Raw genomic sequence first — 17,974 nt, forward strand, 5'->3', positions numbered from 1 at the left:
GGCCGACGGGATGTCGAGGGTCCGGACACACACGCCGAAGCGCCGGGAAGGCGCGGCGCCGCGCCCCGAACGATGGCTTCGCGGCCTGTGTGCTGCGGCTGCGGCGCCGGTCAGACGGTCGTGATGACCTCGTCGATGGACAGGCGCGGGGAGCGGTCGAACCAGGCACCCTCGGCGGCCGGCTTGCCGATGTTGATGACCATGATCGGGGTGTGGTCGGCGTCCAGGAATTCCTTCTGGATGCCGGCGAAGTCGGCACCGGTCATCGGGCCCGCGGCCAGGCCGGCGGCGCGGATGCCGATGATGAAGTACGCGGCCTGCAGCGCGGAGTTCAGCAGCGCGGACTGCTCGCGGACCGGGCGCTCGGAGAAGAACGCGTCCTTGGCCTGCGGGAAGTGCGGCAGCAGCTGCGGGAGCTCCTCGTGGAACTCGTTGTCCGCGGAGAGGATCGCGACCAGCGGGGCGGTGGCGGTCTTGGCGTCGTTGCCCTTGGCCATGTGCTGCACGAGGCGCTCGCGGGCCTCGGGGGAGCGGACCAGGGTGATGCGCAGCGGGGTCTGGTTGAAGGCGGTGGGACCGAACTTCACCAGGTCGTATATCGCCTGGACCTGCTCCTCGGTGACCGGCTCGTCGGTGAACGAGTTGGCCGTGCGGGCCTCGCGGAACAGCAGGTCCTGCGCGGCGGAGTCAAGAACGAGAGACATCGGAAAGCCTTCTTCCATACGGAGGTGAAGCGATGTCCCAGACTCTACGGCGGAGGTAGATGAATTTTCAACTAAATCCGCCTCCGGGTGACCGGGATCACTCGCCGGTCGCCCTCCCCGTCACTCCTCCTCGGCCGGCTGGCGCGCCGCCAGCGCCGAGTCCAGCCGGGCCCGGGCCCCCTCCAGCCAGTGCCGGCACACCTTCGCCAGCTCCTCGCCGCGCTCCCAGAGCGCGAGGGAGTCCTCCAGCGAGGTCCCGCCGGCCTCCAGCTTGCGGACGACCTCGATGAGTTCGTCGCGGGCCTGCTCGTACCCCAGCGCCGTTCCGGCCTCTGCCATTCCCGTATCCATCCTCTGTGTGTCGTGCGACCACGTGATTGCGGCCGTGTGTCGCTATTCCGAAGCGGCCGTTGCGGCCGTTGCGGCCGGGGCCTCCGGGGCCTCCGGGGCCTCCGGGGCCTCCGGGGAGCCGGGGGAGTGCGGGGCCTCCGGGGTCTCCAGCGAGGAGACCTCCACGGCGAACGTGCCCTCCGCCACCCGCGCGCGCAGCACATCGTGGGGAGCCACGTCCCCCGGCGAGCGCACCACATGGCCGTCCGCCCGCTGCAGCACGGCGTACCCCCGCTCCAGGGTCGCCGCCGGCGACAGCGCCACGACCCGGGCGAGGGTGTGCGCGAGTTCCGAGTCGGCCCGGTCCAGCAGGTGTCCCAGCGTGCGCCGGGCACGGGCCAGCAGGGCGTCCAGCTCGTCCTCGCGGATCTCCACCATCCGCTGGGGGTGGACGAAGACCGGCCGGGCCAGCGCGTGCGCGAGGCCCCGTTCCTCCCGGTCGAGCAGCCCGCTGACCGCGCGCAGCCCCCGTGCCTGCAGCTGGCGTACGCGCTCCAGCTCCTCGCCGACGTCCGGTACCACCTTCTTCGCCGCGTCCGTGGGCGTGGAGGCCCGTACGTCCGCGACCAGGTCCAGCAGCGGGGAGTCCGGCTCGTGGCCGATCGCCGAGACCACCGGGGTACGGGCCGCCGCGACCGTCCGCACCACCTCCTCGTCGGAGAAGGGCAGCAGGTCCTCCACGCTGCCGCCGCCGCGCGCCACGATGATCACGTCGACCTCGTCGATGGCGTCGAGCTCCTTGACCGCCTCGACGACCTGGGGCACCGCGTGCACCCCCTGGACGGCGACGTTGCGCACCTCGAAACGGACCGCCGGCCAGCGCCGCCGGGCGTTCTCCAGGACATCGCGCTCGGCCGCCGAGGCCCGCCCGACCACCAGCCCGATCAGCTGCGGCAGGAACGGCAGCGGCTTCTTGCGCTCCAGCGCGAAGAGCCCCTCGGAGGCCAGGGATCGCTTGAGGCGCTCCAGCCGGGCAAGGAGCTCCCCGATGCCGACCGGCCGTATCTCCGTGGCCCGCAGGGACAGCTGCCCGCGCGGGGCGTACCACTCGGGCTTGGCCAGCAGGACGACCCGGGCCCCCTCGGAGACCACGTCCGCGACCTCGTCGAAGACCTGGCGGAAGCAGGTCACGCTGACGGAGATGTCGTGCGAGGGGTCGCGCAGCGTCAGGAAGACCACCCCCGCTCCCGGCCGCCGCGAGAGCTGCGTGATCTGCCCCTCCACCCACACCTGGCCGAGCCGCTCGATCCAGCCCCCGATGAGCCGGGACACCTGGCCTACCGGCAGCGGCGCCTCGGCCGACGTATTCAGACCCATGCACGCAGGCTATCCGGCGCCGCCGACAGTGCGTCAGGCTCCGGTGCCGGTGTCGCCGGGCAGGTCCCGGCGGCCGCGCTGGACGAGCAGCACGACCAGGCCCAGCGCCAGCCACACGGCCCCCACCAGTTGCGCCGTCCAGGAGGCCTCGAAGATCACCGCGACGGTCACGGCCGCGCCCAGCACCGGCATCACCAGGTGCTCGAACCAGTTCGGCGGGCCCTCGCGCCGCTTGACCACGAACCAGCCCACCACCGAGGCGTGCAGCAGGGTGAAGGCCACCAGCGCCCCGACGTCCACCACCGACACCAGCTGGTCGAGCCCGTCGTCGCGCCGGGCCGCCCACACGGCCGCGACCAGCGTGATGGCGGCCGCCACCAGCAGCGCGGGCCGCGGGGTGCCGTCCGAGGTCCGGGCGAGCACCCGGGGCAGCCGTCGCTCCCGGGCCATCGCGAACACCAGCCGGCCGGCCGCCGCCTGCCCGGCCAGCGCCGCGAAGGCCGCCCCGATCGCCTTGCTGACCGCCACCAGGTCGTGCAGCCAGGAGCCGGCCGCGGACTCCACCGCGTCGTAGAAGGCCGGTCCCTGCAGCGCCGGCTCGGCCGCCAGCTCCGCCGCGGACACGGGCATGAGCAGTGCCGCCAGATAGCTCTGGGCGATGAACAGCACCCCGGCCAGCGCCAGGCAGAACAGCACCGCCCGCGCCACCCGCTCCGATCCGCCCGTCACCTCCTCGGCGAAGGAGGCGATGGCGTCGAAGCCGAGGTAGGACAGGACCGCCACCGACACCGCGCCCAGCACCGCGGCCGTACTGAAGCCGAGCGAGCCGTCGCCCGTCAGCGGGGACAGCCAGCCGCGCCGCGCCCCGCCCTGGACCAGCACGGTCACCGCGGCGACCACGAAGACCAGCAGCACCACGAGCTCCATGGCCAGCACGGCGAAACCCACGCGCGCGGCCGCCCGTACGCCCCACAGGTTCAGCAGGGTGGTGATCACCACGGCCAGGGCCGTCCACACCCACCGGGAGACCTCCGGGACCAGCGCGTTCATCGCGATCCCCGAGAAGAGGTACGCGACCGCCGGGATCAGCAGGTAGTCGAGCATCGCCATCCACCCGGCGATCAGCCCCGGGCCCTCGCCGAGACCCTTTCGGGCGTACGTGAAGACCGAGCCGGCCTGCGGGGCGACGCGCACCATCTGCGCGTAGGAGAAGGCCGTGAAGGCCATCGCCACGGTCGCGCAGAGGTAGACGAGGGCGACGGCGCCGTGCGACTTCGCGTCGAGCGTGCCGAAGACCCCGACCGGTGCCATGGGGGCGATGAACAGCAGCCCGTAGACGACCAGATCCCGGAAGCCGAGGCTGCGCCGCAGCGCCGTGGGCGCGGCCGCACTGGAATCCGTAACGGAAGCCATCCGTCCTCCGGGGTAGGGGCAGGGGTGCGCGGTATGCGCGGTATGGGCTTTCGGGCAAGTGTGTGCCGTACGGGGGACGCCCGGCCTCCTGGAGACCCCCGTACGATGGAGCACATGACTGCTCCCGCCCCCGCTCCTGCTTCCCGCCGTGTCCTGCTCGCCGCGCCCCGCGGCTACTGCGCGGGCGTGGACCGAGCCGTGATCGCCGTCGAGAAAGCCCTTGAGCAGTACGGTGCGCCGGTGTACGTCCGCCACGAGATCGTGCACAACAAGTACGTCGTCCAGACCCTGGAGAAGAAGGGAGCCATCTTCGTCGAGCGGACGGAGGAGGTGCCCGAGGGCTCCATCGTGATGTTCTCCGCGCACGGTGTGGCGCCGGTGGTGCACGAGGAGGCGGCGCGCGGCAAGCTCGCGACGATCGACGCGACCTGCCCGCTGGTCACCAAGGTGCACAAGGAAGCCATCCGGTACGCGAACGAGGACTTCGACATCCTCCTCATCGGCCACGAGGGCCACGAGGAGGTCATCGGCACCTCCGGCGAGGCCCCGGACCACATCACGATCGTCGACGGCCCGCACGACGTGGAGAAGGTCACCGTCCGTGACGAGTCCAAGGTCGTCTGGCTCTCCCAGACCACCCTCTCGGTCGACGAGACCATGGAGACGGTCGACGCGCTGAAGACCAAGTTCCCGCTGCTGGTCTCGCCGCCGAGCGATGACATCTGCTACGCCACCTCGAACCGGCAGGCGGCCGTCAAGGTGATGGGCGCCGACTCCGACCTGGTCATCGTCGTCGGCTCGAAGAACTCCTCGAACTCGATCCGGCTCGTCGAGGTCGCCCTGGACGCCGGCGCCAAGGCCGCGTACCTGGTCGACTTCGCGAGCGAGATCGACGAGGCCTGGCTGGAGGGCGTCACCACGGTCGGCCTCACCTCGGGCGCCTCGGTGCCGGAGGTCCTGGTCGAGGAGGTCCTGGAGTGGCTGACGGTGCGCGGCTACGCGGACGTGGAGATCGTCAAGACCGCCGAGGAGTCGATCGTCTTCTCGCTGCCGAAGGAACTCCGCCGCGACCTGCGCGCCGAGGCTGCCGAACTGGTCGCCGACAAGTAACTCGTTTCGTACGGTATGTCCATGCAGATCTTCGGCGTGGACATCGGCGGAACCGGGATCAAGGGCGCTCCCGTGGACCTGGAGCGGGGCGACCTGGCTCAGGAGCGCCACAAAGTACTGACACCGCATCCGGCCACCCCCGAGGGGGTGGCCGGATGCGTCGGCGAGGTGGTGCGCCACTTCGAGTGGGACGGACCGCTCGGAGTCACCTTCCCGGGCGTGGTCACGGGCGGCGTCATCCGTACGGCGGCCAACATGGACAAGTCCTGGATCGGCGTCGACGCGGCGACGCTGATCGCGCGCGAGCTGGGCGGCATGCCGGTCACCGTGCTGAACGACGCGGACGCGGCGGGCATCGCCGAGATGACGTACGGGGCCGGGCGCGGGCGGGGCGGCACCGTCCTCCTGCTCACCCTGGGAACGGGCATCGGGAGCGCCCTGTTCACGGACGGGCGGCTGGTCCCGAACTCGGAACTCGGACACCTGGAGCTGAAGGGCCACGACGCGGAGACACGGGCGTCGGTGAAGGCCAAGGAGGACCACGACCTCACGTGGGAGCGCTGGGCGCACCGCGTGGAGAGGTACCTCCAGCACGTGGAGATGCTGTTCTCGCCGGACCTCTTCATCATCGGCGGCGGGGTCAGCCGCAAGCCGGAGAAGTTCCTGCCGCTGATCGAGGGCGTGCGGGCCGAGATCGTCCCGGCGAAGCTGCAGAACAACGCCGGGATCGTGGGAGCGGCGATGGCGGCCAAGGCGGCCAAGGCGGCGAAATCGGCCAAGAAGTAGGGTCGGCGCTCACTGGGCGATGCGCCGGGGCATCCGCCGCCTGCCGATCAGCACGGCCTTGCGGACGACGGCGATCAGCGCGGCGACCAGCGTCCCGGCGTAGAGCCAGCCGGCGTGCAGGGACAGCGCGGACACCAGCCCCATCAGCTGCCCGCCGATGCCGCCGGAGCCGCCCGAGATGGGCCACACTCCGGCGGCGAAGGCGATGGGCACGCCGATGGGCGCGGTGATCAGGTCGGCGGGCCGTACCCAGAGCGCGGTGGCGGCCGCGACGGGCAGGAAGAGCAGCCCGTAGACGAAGAGCGAGGAACCGAACAGCAGCCAGCAGATCCCGCCCACCAGCACCATGGCGGCGCACGCGAACAGCCCGCCTCCGAGCCCGGTCAGCCGGGGCCGGGGCATCCGCCGCGCGAGCGCGGACCGCCGCGGACCGCCGCCGGCCTGGGCGGGCACCGCGGCGGGCCGGGGTCCCTGGCGCTGGGCCGGTGGTCGCTGCTGGTGAGGGGCCGATCGCGTCCTGTGTTGCTCCACCCCACCAAACTAGGCGGGGAGCGGGGCGGATCGGGCCCCGGACACGCGTACATCCACCGCCACTCATCGGAAAGTAAACTGTCCGGTGGCCCACTCCCGGGCCGCCGCCCCCTCCAGCTACGGGAAGTCGCCAACGTGTCGCTCACGATCGGAATCGTCGGCCTGCCGAATGTCGGCAAGTCGACCCTGTTCAACGCCCTGACCAAGAACGACGTGCTGGCGGCCAACTACCCGTTCGCCACCATCGAGCCGAACGTCGGCGTCGTCGGTGTCCCGGACCAGCGTCTGGCCGTCCTCGCGGGCATCTTCGGATCGCAGCGCGTCCTGCCGGCGACGGTCGACTTCGTCGACATCGCGGGCATCGTGCGCGGCGCCTCGGAGGGTGAGGGCCTGGGCAACAAGTTCCTGGCGAACATCCGCGAGTCGGACGCCATCTGCCAGGTCATCCGCGCCTTCAAGGACGAGAACGTCGTCCACGTCGACGGCAAGGTCTCGCCGAAGGACGACATCGAGACGATCAACACCGAGCTGATCCTCGCTGACCTCCAGTCCATCGAGAAGGCCGAACCGCGCCTGACGAAGGAGTCCCGCCTCCAGAAGGAGAAGGTCGCGGTCCTCGCGGCCGTCGTCGAGGCCAAGAAGATCCTCGAAGCGGGCGACACCCTCTTCTCCAAGGGCATCACCAAGGGCACGGAGCAGGGCGACCTCCTGCACGAGCTCCACCTGCTCACCACGAAGCCCTTCCTCTACGTCTTCAACGTGGACGAGGACGAGCTGACGGACGACGCCTTCAAGGCCGAGCAGAGCGCGCTCGTCGCCCCGGCCGAGGCGATCTTCCTCAACGCCAAGCTGGAGCAGGACCTCTCCGAGCTGGACGACGAGGAAGCCCTGGAGCTCCTCCAGTCGGTCGGCCAGGAGGAGCCGGGCCTGGCCACCCTCGGCCGCGTCGGCTTCGCCACCCTGGGCCTGCAGACCTACCTGACGGCCGGCCCGAAGGAAACCCGCGCCTGGACCATCAAGCAGGGCGCCACGGCCCCCGAGGCGGCCGGCGTGATCCACACCGACTTCCAGCGCGGCTTCATCAAGGCCGAGGTCATCTCCTTCGCGGACCTGGTCGCCTGCGGCTCGGTCGCCGAGGCCCGCGCCAAGGGCAAGGCCCGCATGGAGGGCAAGGAGTACGTCATGCAGGACGGCGACGTGGTCGAGTTCCGCTTCAACGTGTAGTCGTGCACACACCGCACGTTAGCTTCTGAGTCAAACGTGCAGGTCGGAAGGGGTCGGACTCTGTCGAGTCCGACCCCTTCGCCATCGCCGTGCTGGATGGGTGCCGGATATTCTGACGTGTAGTCAGGGGCAATCAGGTGTCGTAAACGGTGGACCGGTGTCCCACGTGAACGACCCAGACCACCAGTTCCCCGTTGTCGATTGTGTAGACGACGCGGTAGTCGCCGACTCGCAGTCGCCGGCGGTCTGGCTGGGACACGAGTGCGGTGGTGTTGAAGCCGAGGGGGTCGGCCTCCAACTCGGTCAGCTTGGCCAGGATGCGCAGCGCCATGCCGCGGGGGATCTTCCGAAGCTCCGCCTGCGCCTCGGGGCGGACGACGGTTCGGTACTCACTCACCGCGTGCCAGCGTCTCCCTCATGATGTCCTCGATGGGGATGCCGGGCGCGGGGTTGGCCATGCGCTCGTCGATGATGCGGTTGATCTCGCGCTCTTCCCACTCCTGGTACCTGCGCAGCACCTCGATGGAGACGACGGCGGCGACTTCCTTGCCCCGACGTGTGATCACTGTGGGCACGTCGTCGCGATCGGCGCGCTCCACGACCTCGGCGAGGTGGGCACGCACATCGCGGATGGACTCTATGGGCAACGGCTGCGTCATGCGCCCAAGCGTACCGAGTGACTCATGTGTACACAATGCCGCGCCGGCGCCGGCGCGGGCGACGGGCTTCGTCGCGGTCGCGCGTGCTGGATGTGCTGGATCGGTGCTGGATAAGGGCTCCGAAAGCCGCGTTTTCGCAGGTCGGAGCGCTGTGCTGAACGTTCCGCTTCAACGCCTGAGCGCGGGAATTGGCACCACGTTGCCCACCGGGCGAACCAAACCCGCAGGTCAGGCCGGCCCACCTCCTCGGAGGTGGGCCCTTGGCTTTTTCCCGTGCCGGGATGGTGCCGGCATAGCTGACGGCCGTCAGGCGCTTCTCCCTCCTGGGCGACAGCGAGAGTGGTACGTTATTAGGTACCACTTGAGGGAAGAGGTCAGGTCATGTCCATAACCGCGAGCGAAGCCCGCAAGGAACTCTTTCCGCTGATCAAGAAGGTCAACGAGAACCACGAGGCCATCGAGATCGTCTCGAAGCACGGCAACGCCGTGCTCGTCTCGGCCGAGGACTACGCGGCGCTGCGCGAGGGCTCGTACCTGCTGCGTTCTCCGGCGAACGCCCGCCGGCTGCTCAAGGCGTACGAGAACGCCCTGGCCCACATCAACGTGTCGGAGCGCGAGCTGATCGATCCCGACTCGGCGGACGCGGGTGCGGGTGCCGCGTGAGGCTTGTCTTCGAGGATCAGGGCTGGGAGGACTACACGTCCTGGCTCAAGAACGACCGCAAGATGCTCGCCCGGATCAACAAGCTCATCGAGGACGTCAGGCGTGACCCCTTCTCAGGGATCGGCAAGCCCGAACCTTTGAAGTACCACCTGCCTGGCGTGTGGTCGCGGCGGATCGATGACGAGCACCGCCTCGTCTACCTGGTGACCGACAAGGAGATCGTCATTCTCGCGGCTCGATACCACTACTGACCACCCGTGCCGGGATGGTGCTGGGAGAAGCGCGTCCGAAACGACGTTTCCGCAGGTCGCGGATCTGTGCTCGGCGTTCCGCCTCAACGTGTAGTCGTCTTGTTGCTGCACGTGAGATGGGTGCGTTGAATGTGCAGGTCAGAAGGGGTCGGACTCTGGCGAGTCCGACCCCTTCTGTATTCCGTGCCGGCTTTTCAGCTGCTTCGGGGCGGTGTGAGCTTGTGGAGGTCCAGGCTGACCTCGAAGGGCACCGGGCGCTGGAGGGTGCCCCGGAAGATCCCGGCGGGCGCGTAAGCGCCGGTGGGTTCGTCGAGCTCGTAGACGTGGACGACAGGTGCCCCGTCCTCGTCCTCGATGCACCAGTAGTGCGGGATGCCGGCCTCCGCGTACTTGCGGAGCTTTACTGTGCGATCGCGATGGGCGGACTCGGGCGAGACAGCCTCCACGACGAGCTTCACGTCCTCCGGGGCGTACCAGGTGCGGTCGGGGTCATAGGGCAGGTTCGTCAGCAAGAGGTCCGGCTCGGGGCGGTTGCGGGCGTCGAGGCGGATCGTCATCTCGCGCTCGACCTCGAAGCCGGCCGGCGCCTGCGCCATGAGCGTGGTGGTCAGGGCGGTGACGAGGCGGCCGCGCCAGGACCGCTGGGGCGACATCATGAAGACGAGGGCTCCGTCGATCAGCTCGGTGTGGCGGGGTGCCTCGGGGAGCCGGTCGAGGTCCTCCGCGAACCAGCCTTCCGCGCGCGGCGGGCGCATCCAGTCGGGCAGTGCGGTCATGGCTTCACGGTAGCGGCTATGGCCACCTCAGGTGAGGTGCTCTTGGGCGATGGATTCTCACGCTCTGCCGTCTGCCGCAGAAGCCGTTGGTGCGGGGATGGGGCTCCGGCTGGGTTCGCGTCATGGACGCTGTTGAGCAGGCAAGGCGTGAAGATGCCCCAGCGCGCGGGTGGGGGCATTCGGCTGGGGGAGGGCCTAGCCTGGGCGGGCGCGGGGTGTGGGTGCGGAGGGCAGGGTGGTGGGCGTGGGGCCGGGTGGGCAGTGGGAATGGCCGGGTCGGAGTCTGCTCGGGGTGTTGTCCGCTCCCGCGCGGGCCGAATTACTCGGTCTGGGTTCGGAGTTGACGCTCGACTCGGGTGGCGTGCTGCTCACCGAGGGCGCCACCGACCGGCATCTGTACGTGATTCTCGGCGGGTGCGCCAAGGTCACCGCGACCGTCGAGAACGGGCAGGAGTCACTGCTCGCCGTTCGGGTCGGCGGGGACAGTGTGGGCGAGATGGCCGCCCTCGACGGTGCGCCGCGGTCGGCCGGGGTGGTGGCCTGTGGGCCGTTGCGGGCGCGGGTGATCGGGCCCGGGGCCCTGCACGGGCTCATGCTGCGGCGGCCCGAGGTGGCGATGGCGCTGACCCGGATCGTGGCCGACCGGCTGCGCTGGGCCAACCGGCGGCGGCTCGAATTCCGCGGGTACCCGGTCAAGGTGCGCCTCGCGCGGCTTCTGGTCGAGCTCGCCGTGGCGTACGGGCGGCCCGAGGCGGGTGGTGGTCATGTGATCGGCTTCCAGCTCACCCAGCCCGAACTCGCCGCGCTCACCGGCGCCGCGGAGACCACCGTGCACAAGGGACTGCGTGAGCTCCGGGACGAGGGGCTGCTCGGCACCGGATACCGGACGACCACCGTGCACGACCTCGCCCGGCTCGCCCGGGTGGCCGAACTCGCCGAGCCCGTGGCACCGCCCGCCCCGCGCCGACCTCGGGGATCAGCCGAGCAGCGGCCGTAGCAGCAGGCAGAGGCCGGCGGTGGTGCCCATCACCGCGGTGCACACCACGGCGGCCGTGACGCAGCGGTACTTCCTCAGGGCCACGTCGGAGAGGAAGCCGATCACCGCGTGCAGCTGCCGCTCGTCCTCGGCGGTGACGGGCGGCGACGGGTCCGAGGCGGCGGCCGGCCGGACGAAGCTGTAGTCGTTGGGGCCGGCGGGCCGCCAGACGCGCGGCCGGAGTGCCAGCGCGAGCGAGGCCGCGCCGCCGAAGAGGCCGCAGACGAAGAGGGCCAGCAGCACCCCCGCCAGCCAGCCGAGCGCGCCGCCGCGCCGCAGGCCGTCGAGCGCCGCCTCGCTCCACGCGCCCGCCGTCCCCACGAGCCCCGCCTGCACGGCGGAAAGGATGCCGGCCTTGGCGTCGGCGTGCTGGTGCGTCGTCTGCAGGACGGTCAGCATCGTGCGCGCGGCGGAGCCGGGCGCGCCCACGGCGCATGCGGGTGCCGCCGTGGGCGCGGTGGGCGGGGTGGATGTCACGGAACCTCCAACGCGGCTCGGATGGACCTCCATTGAGCCGCCCGCCCGCCGGGCGGACCAGGCACTTCTACGGGATCGGACGACTGCGCGAGATCCCGTATTTCCACGGGGTGCGAGTGGCCGGTTCCGGTGTACGACTGGCAGGGCGACCGGCGCTCCACGGGGGTGGGCAACGGTCCGGGAGCGGCCTGCCGCAACGCTCTGAATCTCGTAACCCTTCTGATTCGCAAGCGAGTTGGAGGTGCGGCATGCTGTGCTTCCCGATGTCACGGACGAGGAGGACGGGATGTCCGTAGGTGCGATGGGTATGTTCGGCAGGCGGCTTCTGCTCGCTGTCGACGCGCGAGGCTACGGCAGCGCGGACACCGCGCGACAGCGCGATATTCAGACAGTGTTGCCCCGGCTTCTCTCCGAGTCCGCCGAGGCGGCCGGGCTCGACCGGGCCTCCTGGGTACGGCAGGCCGCCGGGGATTCCGAGTTCGCCGTGCTCCCGGCCGGTTCCGGCGAGCAGGCGCTCGTCGAGCCGTTCATGCGCCGGCTGGACGCCGGGCTGCGGGCCCACAACCGCGACCGGGTGCCCGCCGCGCGGCTCGCGCTGCGCGCCGCCGTGCACTTCGGTCCGGCGTCCGAGGCCCCCAACGGCTTCGTGGGCCCGGGCCCCGTCGAGGTCTCCCGCGTCCTGGAGAGCGACCCCCTGCGCCGGGCCCTCGCCGCGGCCCCGGACGCCGCGCTCGCCGTCGCGCTGACCGCGCCGGTCTTCACGGAGATGGTCGCCCAGGGGTACACCAACTTCCGGCCGGAGGAGTTCCGCGAGGTCGTCGTCGAGAAGAAGGAGTACCGGGGCCGGGCCTGGCTGTGGGTGTCGGGGTACGACGTCCACACGCTGGACTTCGGTGAGCCGGGCCTCGGCCCTGGCCCCGGTCCTAGCCCCGGTCCGGGTTCCGATTCCGATTCCGGTTCCGGTTCCGGTTCCAACTTCGGTTCTGGCTCCCGATCCGGCACAGGCTCCCGTCCTGGATCCGCTGCGGACTCCGGTCCGGGTTCCGGTTCTGCGGCGGCCGCCGCCGGCGGAGGGGACTCGGCCACCAACAACCTGTACGGAACCGTCATCAACGGGAACGTCGTCTTCGGCATCTCCAAGTGAGTCGAGCGGACGGGGAGACGGGGTGCACACGTGAGATCCACGGATCGGCCCACGGAGGATCACGGCAGTGGTGGGGAAGGAGACGGCGTGTCCGGCGAACCCCGGCAGTTAACCGACGAGGCGAACGGCACCGCCGATCCCCGCCCCGCCCCCGAGTCGCCCACGACTCCGACCCCGCCGCCGACCCCGAACCCGTCCACACCCGCGTCCCCATCACCCTCCCGAGTGAATTCCGGAACCAATTCCGGAGCGGATTCCGCAGCTGATTCCTCCGACGGCGACTACCGCGTCTACAACAACTTCTACGGCCCGCAGTACCACGGCCGCGCCCACTTCGGCATCGCCACCGCCGCCGAGCGGCCCGGGCGGGCCCGCGCCACCGGCCTGCTCGACGCCGACGAGATCGACGCGCTGCTGCGCTCCTACATCCGGCCCGACTGCTTCGACGAAGCGGCCCACGAGCTCTCCCGCACCGGCATCGTCGTCCTCACCGGCCCCCAGGGCACGGGCAAGCGCTCCGGCGCGGTCGCCCTGCTCCGGGAGACCGTCGGACCCTCCGCCGACTACGTGGTGCTCTCGCCCGACATCGGACTCGACCAGCTCGCGGAGCGCACCTTCGACGCGGGCGTCGGCTACGTCGTCCTCGACCGCACCGGAACCGCGGGAGCCGCCGACACGGCCGGGACCACCGCGGACGACGCCGGTCCGTCCTCCGACTTCGACTGGCGCCGCGTGCGCGACCAGCTGCGCCGCCACCGCGCCCATCTGGTGATCACCACCGTGCACGGCGTGGCCGGCCGTTCCCCCAAGGCCGTACGCCATCTGCCGTGGCGGCCCCCGCTCCTGGACAAGGTGGTACGGGCCCGGCTGGTCCAGGCCCGTATCCCGCGGGAGACCGTCGACCGGGCCGTGGCCGGCATACCGCCCCGCTGCCCCCTCGCGGTCGTCGCCGACGCGGCACAGCGGATCGCGGCGGGCGCCGACCCCGACCAGGCGTGGAAGGAGCACAGCGGCAGCGCGCCGCAGGCGGTCCAGGAGTGGTTCGGCGCCGAGGAGGAGCGGAGCCTGCGCGAGATCGCCGAGGTCACCACCCTCGCCTTCGCCCCGGGCATCGGACGGCGCGCCTTCGAATCGCTCCAGGACCTCCTCGAACGGCTCCTCGGACCGGTCTACTTCACGCCGGAGGCCGCGGCCGCAGCCGGGACCGGGGCCGGGACCCGGGCCGCCGCCGACGGGGCGTCGGCCCCCGACGCCACGGGACAGACCGCCGCCCCCGACGGCCAGGACCCGCAGCAGCGCCGCCGCGCCCGCCCGGTGGACCGGCGCCGCTCGCTCTCCCGCAATGCCCTGATCACCACCGAGATGCAGATCTACGGCGCGACCACCCGCGAGGTCATGGTCTTCGCCGATGCCGAGCTGCGCCGCTGGGTGCTGCAGGCGCTGTGGCGCGACCACCCCACCGAGTACTGGGACGCGGTCCGCCACTGGCTGGACGCGCTCGTCGACGCCGACCCCGACCCCGCCCTCCAGCTGTCCATCGCCTCCGGACTCACGCTGCTCGGGCACATCGCCTTCGACGAGGTCGTGCAGAGCTACCTCGACCCGTGGGCGCGCGGGGAGAGCGGCGAGACCGGGCAGACCCTCGCCGTGTACGTGCTCTGGTACATGTGCCTGGAGGAGACCCAGGCGGCGGCCGCGCTCACACTGGCCCGCACCTGGGCCCAGTCCACCCACCCCACCCTGCGGGGCACCGCGCTCCTCGCCTTCAGCGGCCAGCTCGGCGTCACCTTCCCCACCGACGCGGTGAAGTGGCTCTGGGCCGTGCTGCGCACCAGCGCCCTCGAAAAGCAGCAGGAACGCGAACACGGGCTGCGGGCCTGGGCACAGCTGTTCCTGACGCTCGTCGACTGCCAGGAGGACGCCGGCATCGTGCTCGACGCCCTGGCGCACCGGATCAGGAAGGAACAGCGCACCCGGTCCGCCGCCTACTCGGCGACCGGCCTGCTCGTCCTCGAAACCACCCTCTGGATCTTCACCGCCACCGAGCGGCTCTCGGGCCGCCCCGCCGTCGCACGCTACGTCACCGACCGGCCCGAAGAGGCCGACGTCGTCGCCGAGTTGTGGGCGGCGATCCTCTGCTACCGGCCGCTGCGCCGCAACGCCCTGTCCGCTCTGCTCGTCACGGTCCGTGGCCTGCACGCCGTGACCTCCGACCCCACCGCTGCGGCCGCGCGACTCGGTCACGCCCTCGCCGCCGCGCTTCCGCAGGTCGAACACCCCTTGCTGACAAGTGAGCTGGGCCGACTCGCGGACTCCCGTCCCACTCGCGCCCCAGGTCCCGACTGCGTCGCGACCCTGCTCGGCGCCTTGAACCGTGTGAAGGACACCCACCCACGATGACCACGATCCGCAGGACCTATCCCCTGGTCGAGGAGCGGGTGCTGGCTCCCGCGCCCCGCACCGGTCGCCGCTTCTGGAACCAGCCGACCCGCTCGCACGACGAACTGCCCCGCGTCTCCGCCCACCAGGTCCTCGTCTACCGCACCGGTGACCAGTACCTCACCGACCACGGCGTCCGCGGTCCCGGTGACGAGACCGTCCTGAACGCCGGCTCGGTCACGGTCGTCGACTGCCGCACCGCCGTGCCCGTCACCGTCGGCACCGACGTACCGTCCGCCGAGACCGACGGCTTCACCGTCCAGGTCGCCTTCCACTGCACGGTCACCGACCCCGTGGCCGTCGTCCGCGAGGGCGTCGTCGACGTGGAGTCCCGGCTGCTCGGGTATCTCCGGGCGCTGCCCGGACTCACCGACGTCACCCAGGAATGGCCGCTCGAAGCGGGCAAGGAGGTGTCCCGGCGGCTGACCGCGCGCCTGATCTCGTACCTGGAGATGGAGCCGCCGCGGATCGCCGGGCTTTCCGTCGGCGACCCGTACCTGACGGTGCTCACCCCGCAGGAGTTCGCCGACCAGCAGCGCGAGCGCGAGCACGACCGCGTGAAGGAGGCGGTACGCCGCGAGCGCGAGCAGATGCAGCACGAGCGCGAGCAGATGGAACACGAGCGCGAGAAGGAACGCAAGGCGATGGAAGCCGAGCGCAACTCGCTCGAAATGCGGCACCAGCAGGAACTGGAGGACCTGCGGCGGTCGTACACCCAGCGGACCGACGCCGAGGACCAGCACTACACCCACAACATCAAGCGCAAGGACTTCGAGTTCGAGCGCACCGAGGCACTCAAGGACCTTGAGGACTTCGGCACCGACCCGGCCAACACCGACGTCCTCGCCCAGCGCCGGGGCGAGATCGGGTACTCCGAGCTGGCCGAGCGGCAGCGCGAGACCGACCGGCTGCGGCGCGAGCGGCAGCGCGAGGACGAGGAGCGCCACTGGGAGAACGCCGAACGCCGGCGCCACGCCGAACGGGACGACCTCCGCTACAGCCTGGAGCGCGAGGACCGCCACCGTGACGTCGACCGCCAGGATCAGCGCGCCGCGCTCGACGCCGCCCGGGAGGAGCAGCGCGAGAAGCGGGCCGCGGACCGCGACGACCGGCTGCGGCAGCGGGCGGACCAGCGCGAGGACGTGCTGGCCGACCGGGCCGAGCGGCGGCACCGGGCCGACCGGCGCGACAACATCAACCAGGAGCTGAGCCGCCAGCTGATCAACCGCGGCCTCCTCGACAACGCGCCGCTCGACGCGCGTGCCTTCGTCGAGCGCCTCAGCACCGGGCAGAGCCTTCTCGACCAGGACCAGCCGCCGGCCGCGCAGGTGGCCGGCGCCGCCGACACCCCGCAGCTGAAGGAGGGCACCGGCGCGCCGACCGGGGACCGCTCCGACGGGCCCCGCCGGTCGTACGACGAGGAGGACCCGTACGGGAAGCAGAAGTACGGCCGGGAGTACGGACAGGAGTACGGCCGACGCGACGATCCGCACGGGAACGACCGGTACGGCGACGACCGGTACACGGACGAGCGGTACCGCGACGGGGGCGAGCGCACCGGCCGGTCCGCCCGCGACGGCGCCGGCGACCGGAACCGCGACGGCGCAGGCGACGACGACGGCGCCCGCTCCGCGCGCCGCCCCCTGATCGCCGACGACGACCTCGGTGAAGCGGGGAGGGAGGAGCGTGGCCGCTGACACCCCCGTACGCCCGCCCGAGGAGGAGTACGACGCATGGGCGGCCGAGGCCCGGCCCGCCCACCGCATCCACCGGGCCTGGGGCGGCCGCGGCCCCGCCGTGCTCCTGCGCCGTCTGATCGGCATCCGCGAGGAGATCCTCGACCGCGAGAGCGCCGAGCGCGCCCGCTACACGTGGTACGGAGCCATCGTCCTCAACACCGCGCTGCTCGGCGGCGCCTCCATGGCCATGGCCATCTGCACGATCCGCGAGGGCACACCGGTCGCGGTGGCCGTCGTCGTCGGCATGGTGTGGGCGTGGATCGTGCTGGCCCTGGACAGCTGGCTGGTCTCCAGCACCCACGGTTACACCGGCGGCCGGGCGGTCCGCATGCTGGTGCCCCGCCTGTTCCTCTCCGTGGTGCTCGGGCTCACCATCGCCGAACCGCTCCTGTTCCAGATCTTCGACCGGGAAATACGCCAGGAGATGGCGGTCGGCAGGGAGCGCGACCTCGCCGACTTCCGGGGTGACCTGACCGCCTGCAACCCCCTCGACGGCCAGGACACGACGACCCGCGACGAGTGCGGCGACTTCCATCTGACGGTGCCGGGCGCGCCGGCCTCGATCAAGGAGGACATCGCCGACAACACGGCAGCCACCGCCCGCCTCGACGAGCAGATCAAGACCTACAACGACACCCTCGGCGGGAAACTGGAGACCGAACGCCGCGAGTGCGCCAAGGACCGCTGGATCTGGCGCGGCAACGGCTGGGACACCACCGAGACCTGTGAGCGAGCCCGCGCCGACACCGGCACGTACAAGGACACGGGCAAGATCGCAGAGTACGAGGCGAAGCGCGCCGAGCTCGTCGGCAAGGGCAACGTCCTGTCCGAGGAGCTGATCAGGACCGGCACCTCCTACCGCACGGACGTCAAGGAGGCGATCGACGCCAAGGTCGCCGACCGGCAGAAGTCGCAGCAGAACGACGGACTGCTGCTGCGCGCCGACGCGCTGTCCACGGTGGCCTGGTCCGACGGATTCGCGCTCTTCATGATGTTCCTGCTGCACGCCGTGCTGCTGCTGGTCGACGCCATGCCGGTGCTCGCCAAGCTGATGAGCGGCCCGTCCGAGTACGACCGCAGGCTCGCCGAGCGGCGCGAGGCCAACAAGCGCATGCACCTGGAGGACCAGGAGGCGCAGCGCCGCGTCGACGCCATCGACCACGAGGTCCGGCAGTACGCGGCGGAGGTGTGGGCCGAGGAGGACAAGGCCCGGCTGGGGCACGACCACTACAAGGCGCGCACCGAGCACGCCCGCATGGTCCGCGAGGAGCTCGACGCCCGCACCGCCCGGCTCCTGGGCGAGTGACGTCCGACG

Annotated in this window: 19 protein-coding genes; 10 read left to right on the plus strand and 9 right to left on the minus strand. The window is 71.2% G+C overall.

Annotated elements, in window-relative coordinates:
- Positions 1-110 precede the first annotated feature (110 nt).
- The 4 genes from ACFY0D_RS07220 to ACFY0D_RS07235 all read right to left on the minus strand — a co-directional run bounded on the left by ACFY0D_RS07220 (position 111) and on the right by ACFY0D_RS07235 (position 3,824).
- Entirely contained in the window at positions 111-704 is a 594-nt protein-coding gene (locus tag ACFY0D_RS07220; protein ID WP_301366916.1) for a malonic semialdehyde reductase, read from the minus strand.
- Between the two features lie 120 nt (positions 705-824).
- Positions 825-1,055: an exodeoxyribonuclease VII small subunit gene (locus tag ACFY0D_RS07225; protein WP_390797423.1), complete on the minus strand. Its 231-nt coding sequence runs from the start codon at positions 1,053-1,055 to the stop codon at positions 825-827.
- 42 nt (positions 1,056-1,097) lie between these two features.
- Positions 1,098-2,411, minus strand: a complete 1,314-nt coding sequence (xseA, locus tag ACFY0D_RS07230) for an exodeoxyribonuclease VII large subunit (RefSeq protein ID WP_390797424.1) — start codon at positions 2,409-2,411, stop codon at positions 1,098-1,100.
- A 33-nt stretch (positions 2,412-2,444) separates the two neighbouring features.
- Positions 2,445-3,824, minus strand: a complete 1,380-nt coding sequence (locus ACFY0D_RS07235) for an APC family permease (RefSeq protein ID WP_390797425.1) — start codon at positions 3,822-3,824, stop codon at positions 2,445-2,447.
- Positions 3,825-3,929: 105 nt separating this feature from the next.
- Between ACFY0D_RS07235 and ACFY0D_RS07240 the strand changes: the two genes are divergently transcribed.
- A complete protein-coding gene (locus ACFY0D_RS07240) occupies positions 3,930-4,934 on the plus strand; it encodes a 4-hydroxy-3-methylbut-2-enyl diphosphate reductase (RefSeq protein WP_030712035.1) in 1,005 nt (334 codons plus the stop codon).
- A 21-nt stretch (positions 4,935-4,955) separates the two neighbouring features.
- Complete coding sequence (gene ppgK / locus ACFY0D_RS07245) at positions 4,956-5,720, plus strand: polyphosphate--glucose phosphotransferase (RefSeq protein WP_390797426.1); 765 nt, start codon at positions 4,956-4,958, stop codon at positions 5,718-5,720.
- A gap of 9 nt (positions 5,721-5,729) precedes the next feature.
- Here ppgK and ACFY0D_RS07250 read toward each other — a convergent pair whose 3' ends face one another.
- A complete protein-coding gene (locus ACFY0D_RS07250; protein WP_390797427.1) occupies positions 5,730-6,251 on the minus strand; it encodes a DUF6542 domain-containing protein in 522 nt (173 codons plus the stop codon).
- Positions 6,252-6,386: 135 nt separating this feature from the next.
- Here ACFY0D_RS07250 and ychF point away from each other — a divergent pair, with 135 nt between their 5' ends.
- On the plus strand, positions 6,387-7,475 hold the full coding sequence (ychF, locus tag ACFY0D_RS07255; protein WP_390797428.1) for a redox-regulated ATPase YchF: 1,089 nt from the start codon (positions 6,387-6,389) through the stop codon (positions 7,473-7,475).
- 133 nt (positions 7,476-7,608) lie between these two features.
- On the opposite strand, the gene ACFY0D_RS07260 is transcribed toward ychF, so the two are convergent.
- Together ACFY0D_RS07260 and ACFY0D_RS07265 are read right to left on the minus strand one after the other, a co-directional pair.
- Complete coding sequence (locus tag ACFY0D_RS07260) at positions 7,609-7,872, minus strand: type II toxin-antitoxin system RelE/ParE family toxin (RefSeq protein ID WP_390797429.1); 264 nt, start codon at positions 7,870-7,872, stop codon at positions 7,609-7,611.
- Complete coding sequence (locus ACFY0D_RS07265; protein ID WP_114053981.1) at positions 7,865-8,134, minus strand: type II toxin-antitoxin system Phd/YefM family antitoxin; 270 nt, start codon at positions 8,132-8,134, stop codon at positions 7,865-7,867. The genes ACFY0D_RS07260 and ACFY0D_RS07265 overlap by 8 nt, the downstream gene beginning before the upstream one ends.
- 381 nt (positions 8,135-8,515) lie before the next feature.
- Between ACFY0D_RS07265 and ACFY0D_RS07270 the strand changes: the two genes are divergently transcribed.
- Positions 8,516-8,797, plus strand: coding sequence for a type II toxin-antitoxin system Phd/YefM family antitoxin (locus ACFY0D_RS07270; RefSeq protein WP_267032894.1), 282 nt, complete (start codon positions 8,516-8,518; stop codon positions 8,795-8,797).
- Positions 8,794-9,048, plus strand: a complete 255-nt coding sequence (locus ACFY0D_RS07275) for a Txe/YoeB family addiction module toxin (RefSeq protein ID WP_382542228.1) — start codon at positions 8,794-8,796, stop codon at positions 9,046-9,048. The genes ACFY0D_RS07270 and ACFY0D_RS07275 overlap by 4 nt, the downstream gene beginning before the upstream one ends.
- A gap of 194 nt (positions 9,049-9,242) precedes the next feature.
- On the opposite strand, the gene ACFY0D_RS07280 is transcribed toward ACFY0D_RS07275, so the two are convergent.
- On the minus strand, positions 9,243-9,824 hold the full coding sequence (locus ACFY0D_RS07280; protein WP_390797430.1) for a Uma2 family endonuclease: 582 nt from the start codon (positions 9,822-9,824) through the stop codon (positions 9,243-9,245).
- A gap of 292 nt (positions 9,825-10,116) precedes the next feature.
- Between ACFY0D_RS07280 and ACFY0D_RS07285 the strand changes: the two genes are divergently transcribed.
- Entirely contained in the window at positions 10,117-10,821 is a 705-nt protein-coding gene (locus ACFY0D_RS07285) for a Crp/Fnr family transcriptional regulator (RefSeq protein WP_390797431.1), read from the plus strand.
- Here the strand turns inward: ACFY0D_RS07285 and ACFY0D_RS07290 are convergent.
- Positions 10,801-11,337 (minus strand): hypothetical protein, encoded by a 537-nt coding sequence (locus tag ACFY0D_RS07290; RefSeq protein ID WP_390797432.1) that lies wholly within the window; start codon positions 11,335-11,337, stop codon positions 10,801-10,803. The two genes, ACFY0D_RS07285 and ACFY0D_RS07290, sit on opposite strands and share 21 nt — an antisense overlap.
- A gap of 391 nt (positions 11,338-11,728) precedes the next feature.
- Between ACFY0D_RS07290 and ACFY0D_RS07295 the strand changes: the two genes are divergently transcribed.
- The 4 genes from ACFY0D_RS07295 (at position 11,729) to ACFY0D_RS07310 (ending at position 17,965) form a co-directional block, all read left to right on the plus strand.
- The gene (locus ACFY0D_RS07295; protein ID WP_390797433.1) at positions 11,729-12,481 is read left to right on the plus strand and encodes a hypothetical protein; all 753 of its coding nucleotides are present in this window, start codon (positions 11,729-11,731) and stop codon (positions 12,479-12,481) included.
- Positions 12,482-12,706: 225 nt separating this feature from the next.
- The gene (locus ACFY0D_RS07300; RefSeq protein ID WP_390797434.1) at positions 12,707-14,881 is read left to right on the plus strand and encodes a hypothetical protein; all 2,175 of its coding nucleotides are present in this window, start codon (positions 12,707-12,709) and stop codon (positions 14,879-14,881) included.
- Positions 14,878-16,617 carry a hypothetical protein gene (locus ACFY0D_RS07305; RefSeq protein WP_390797435.1) on the plus strand — a complete coding sequence of 580 codons (1,740 nt, stop codon included), beginning with the start codon at positions 14,878-14,880 and terminating at the stop codon, positions 16,615-16,617. Before ACFY0D_RS07300 ends, ACFY0D_RS07305 begins: the two co-directional genes overlap by 4 nt.
- Positions 16,607-17,965, plus strand: coding sequence for a DUF4407 domain-containing protein (locus ACFY0D_RS07310; protein WP_390797436.1), 1,359 nt, complete (start codon positions 16,607-16,609; stop codon positions 17,963-17,965). The genes ACFY0D_RS07305 and ACFY0D_RS07310 overlap by 11 nt, the downstream gene beginning before the upstream one ends.
- Positions 17,966-17,974: the final 9 nt, after the last annotated feature.

The sequence above is a fragment of the Streptomyces sp. NPDC001502 genome, assembly GCF_042894785.1.
Classification (GTDB): domain Bacteria; phylum Actinomycetota; class Actinomycetes; order Streptomycetales; family Streptomycetaceae; genus Streptomyces; species Streptomyces kutzneri.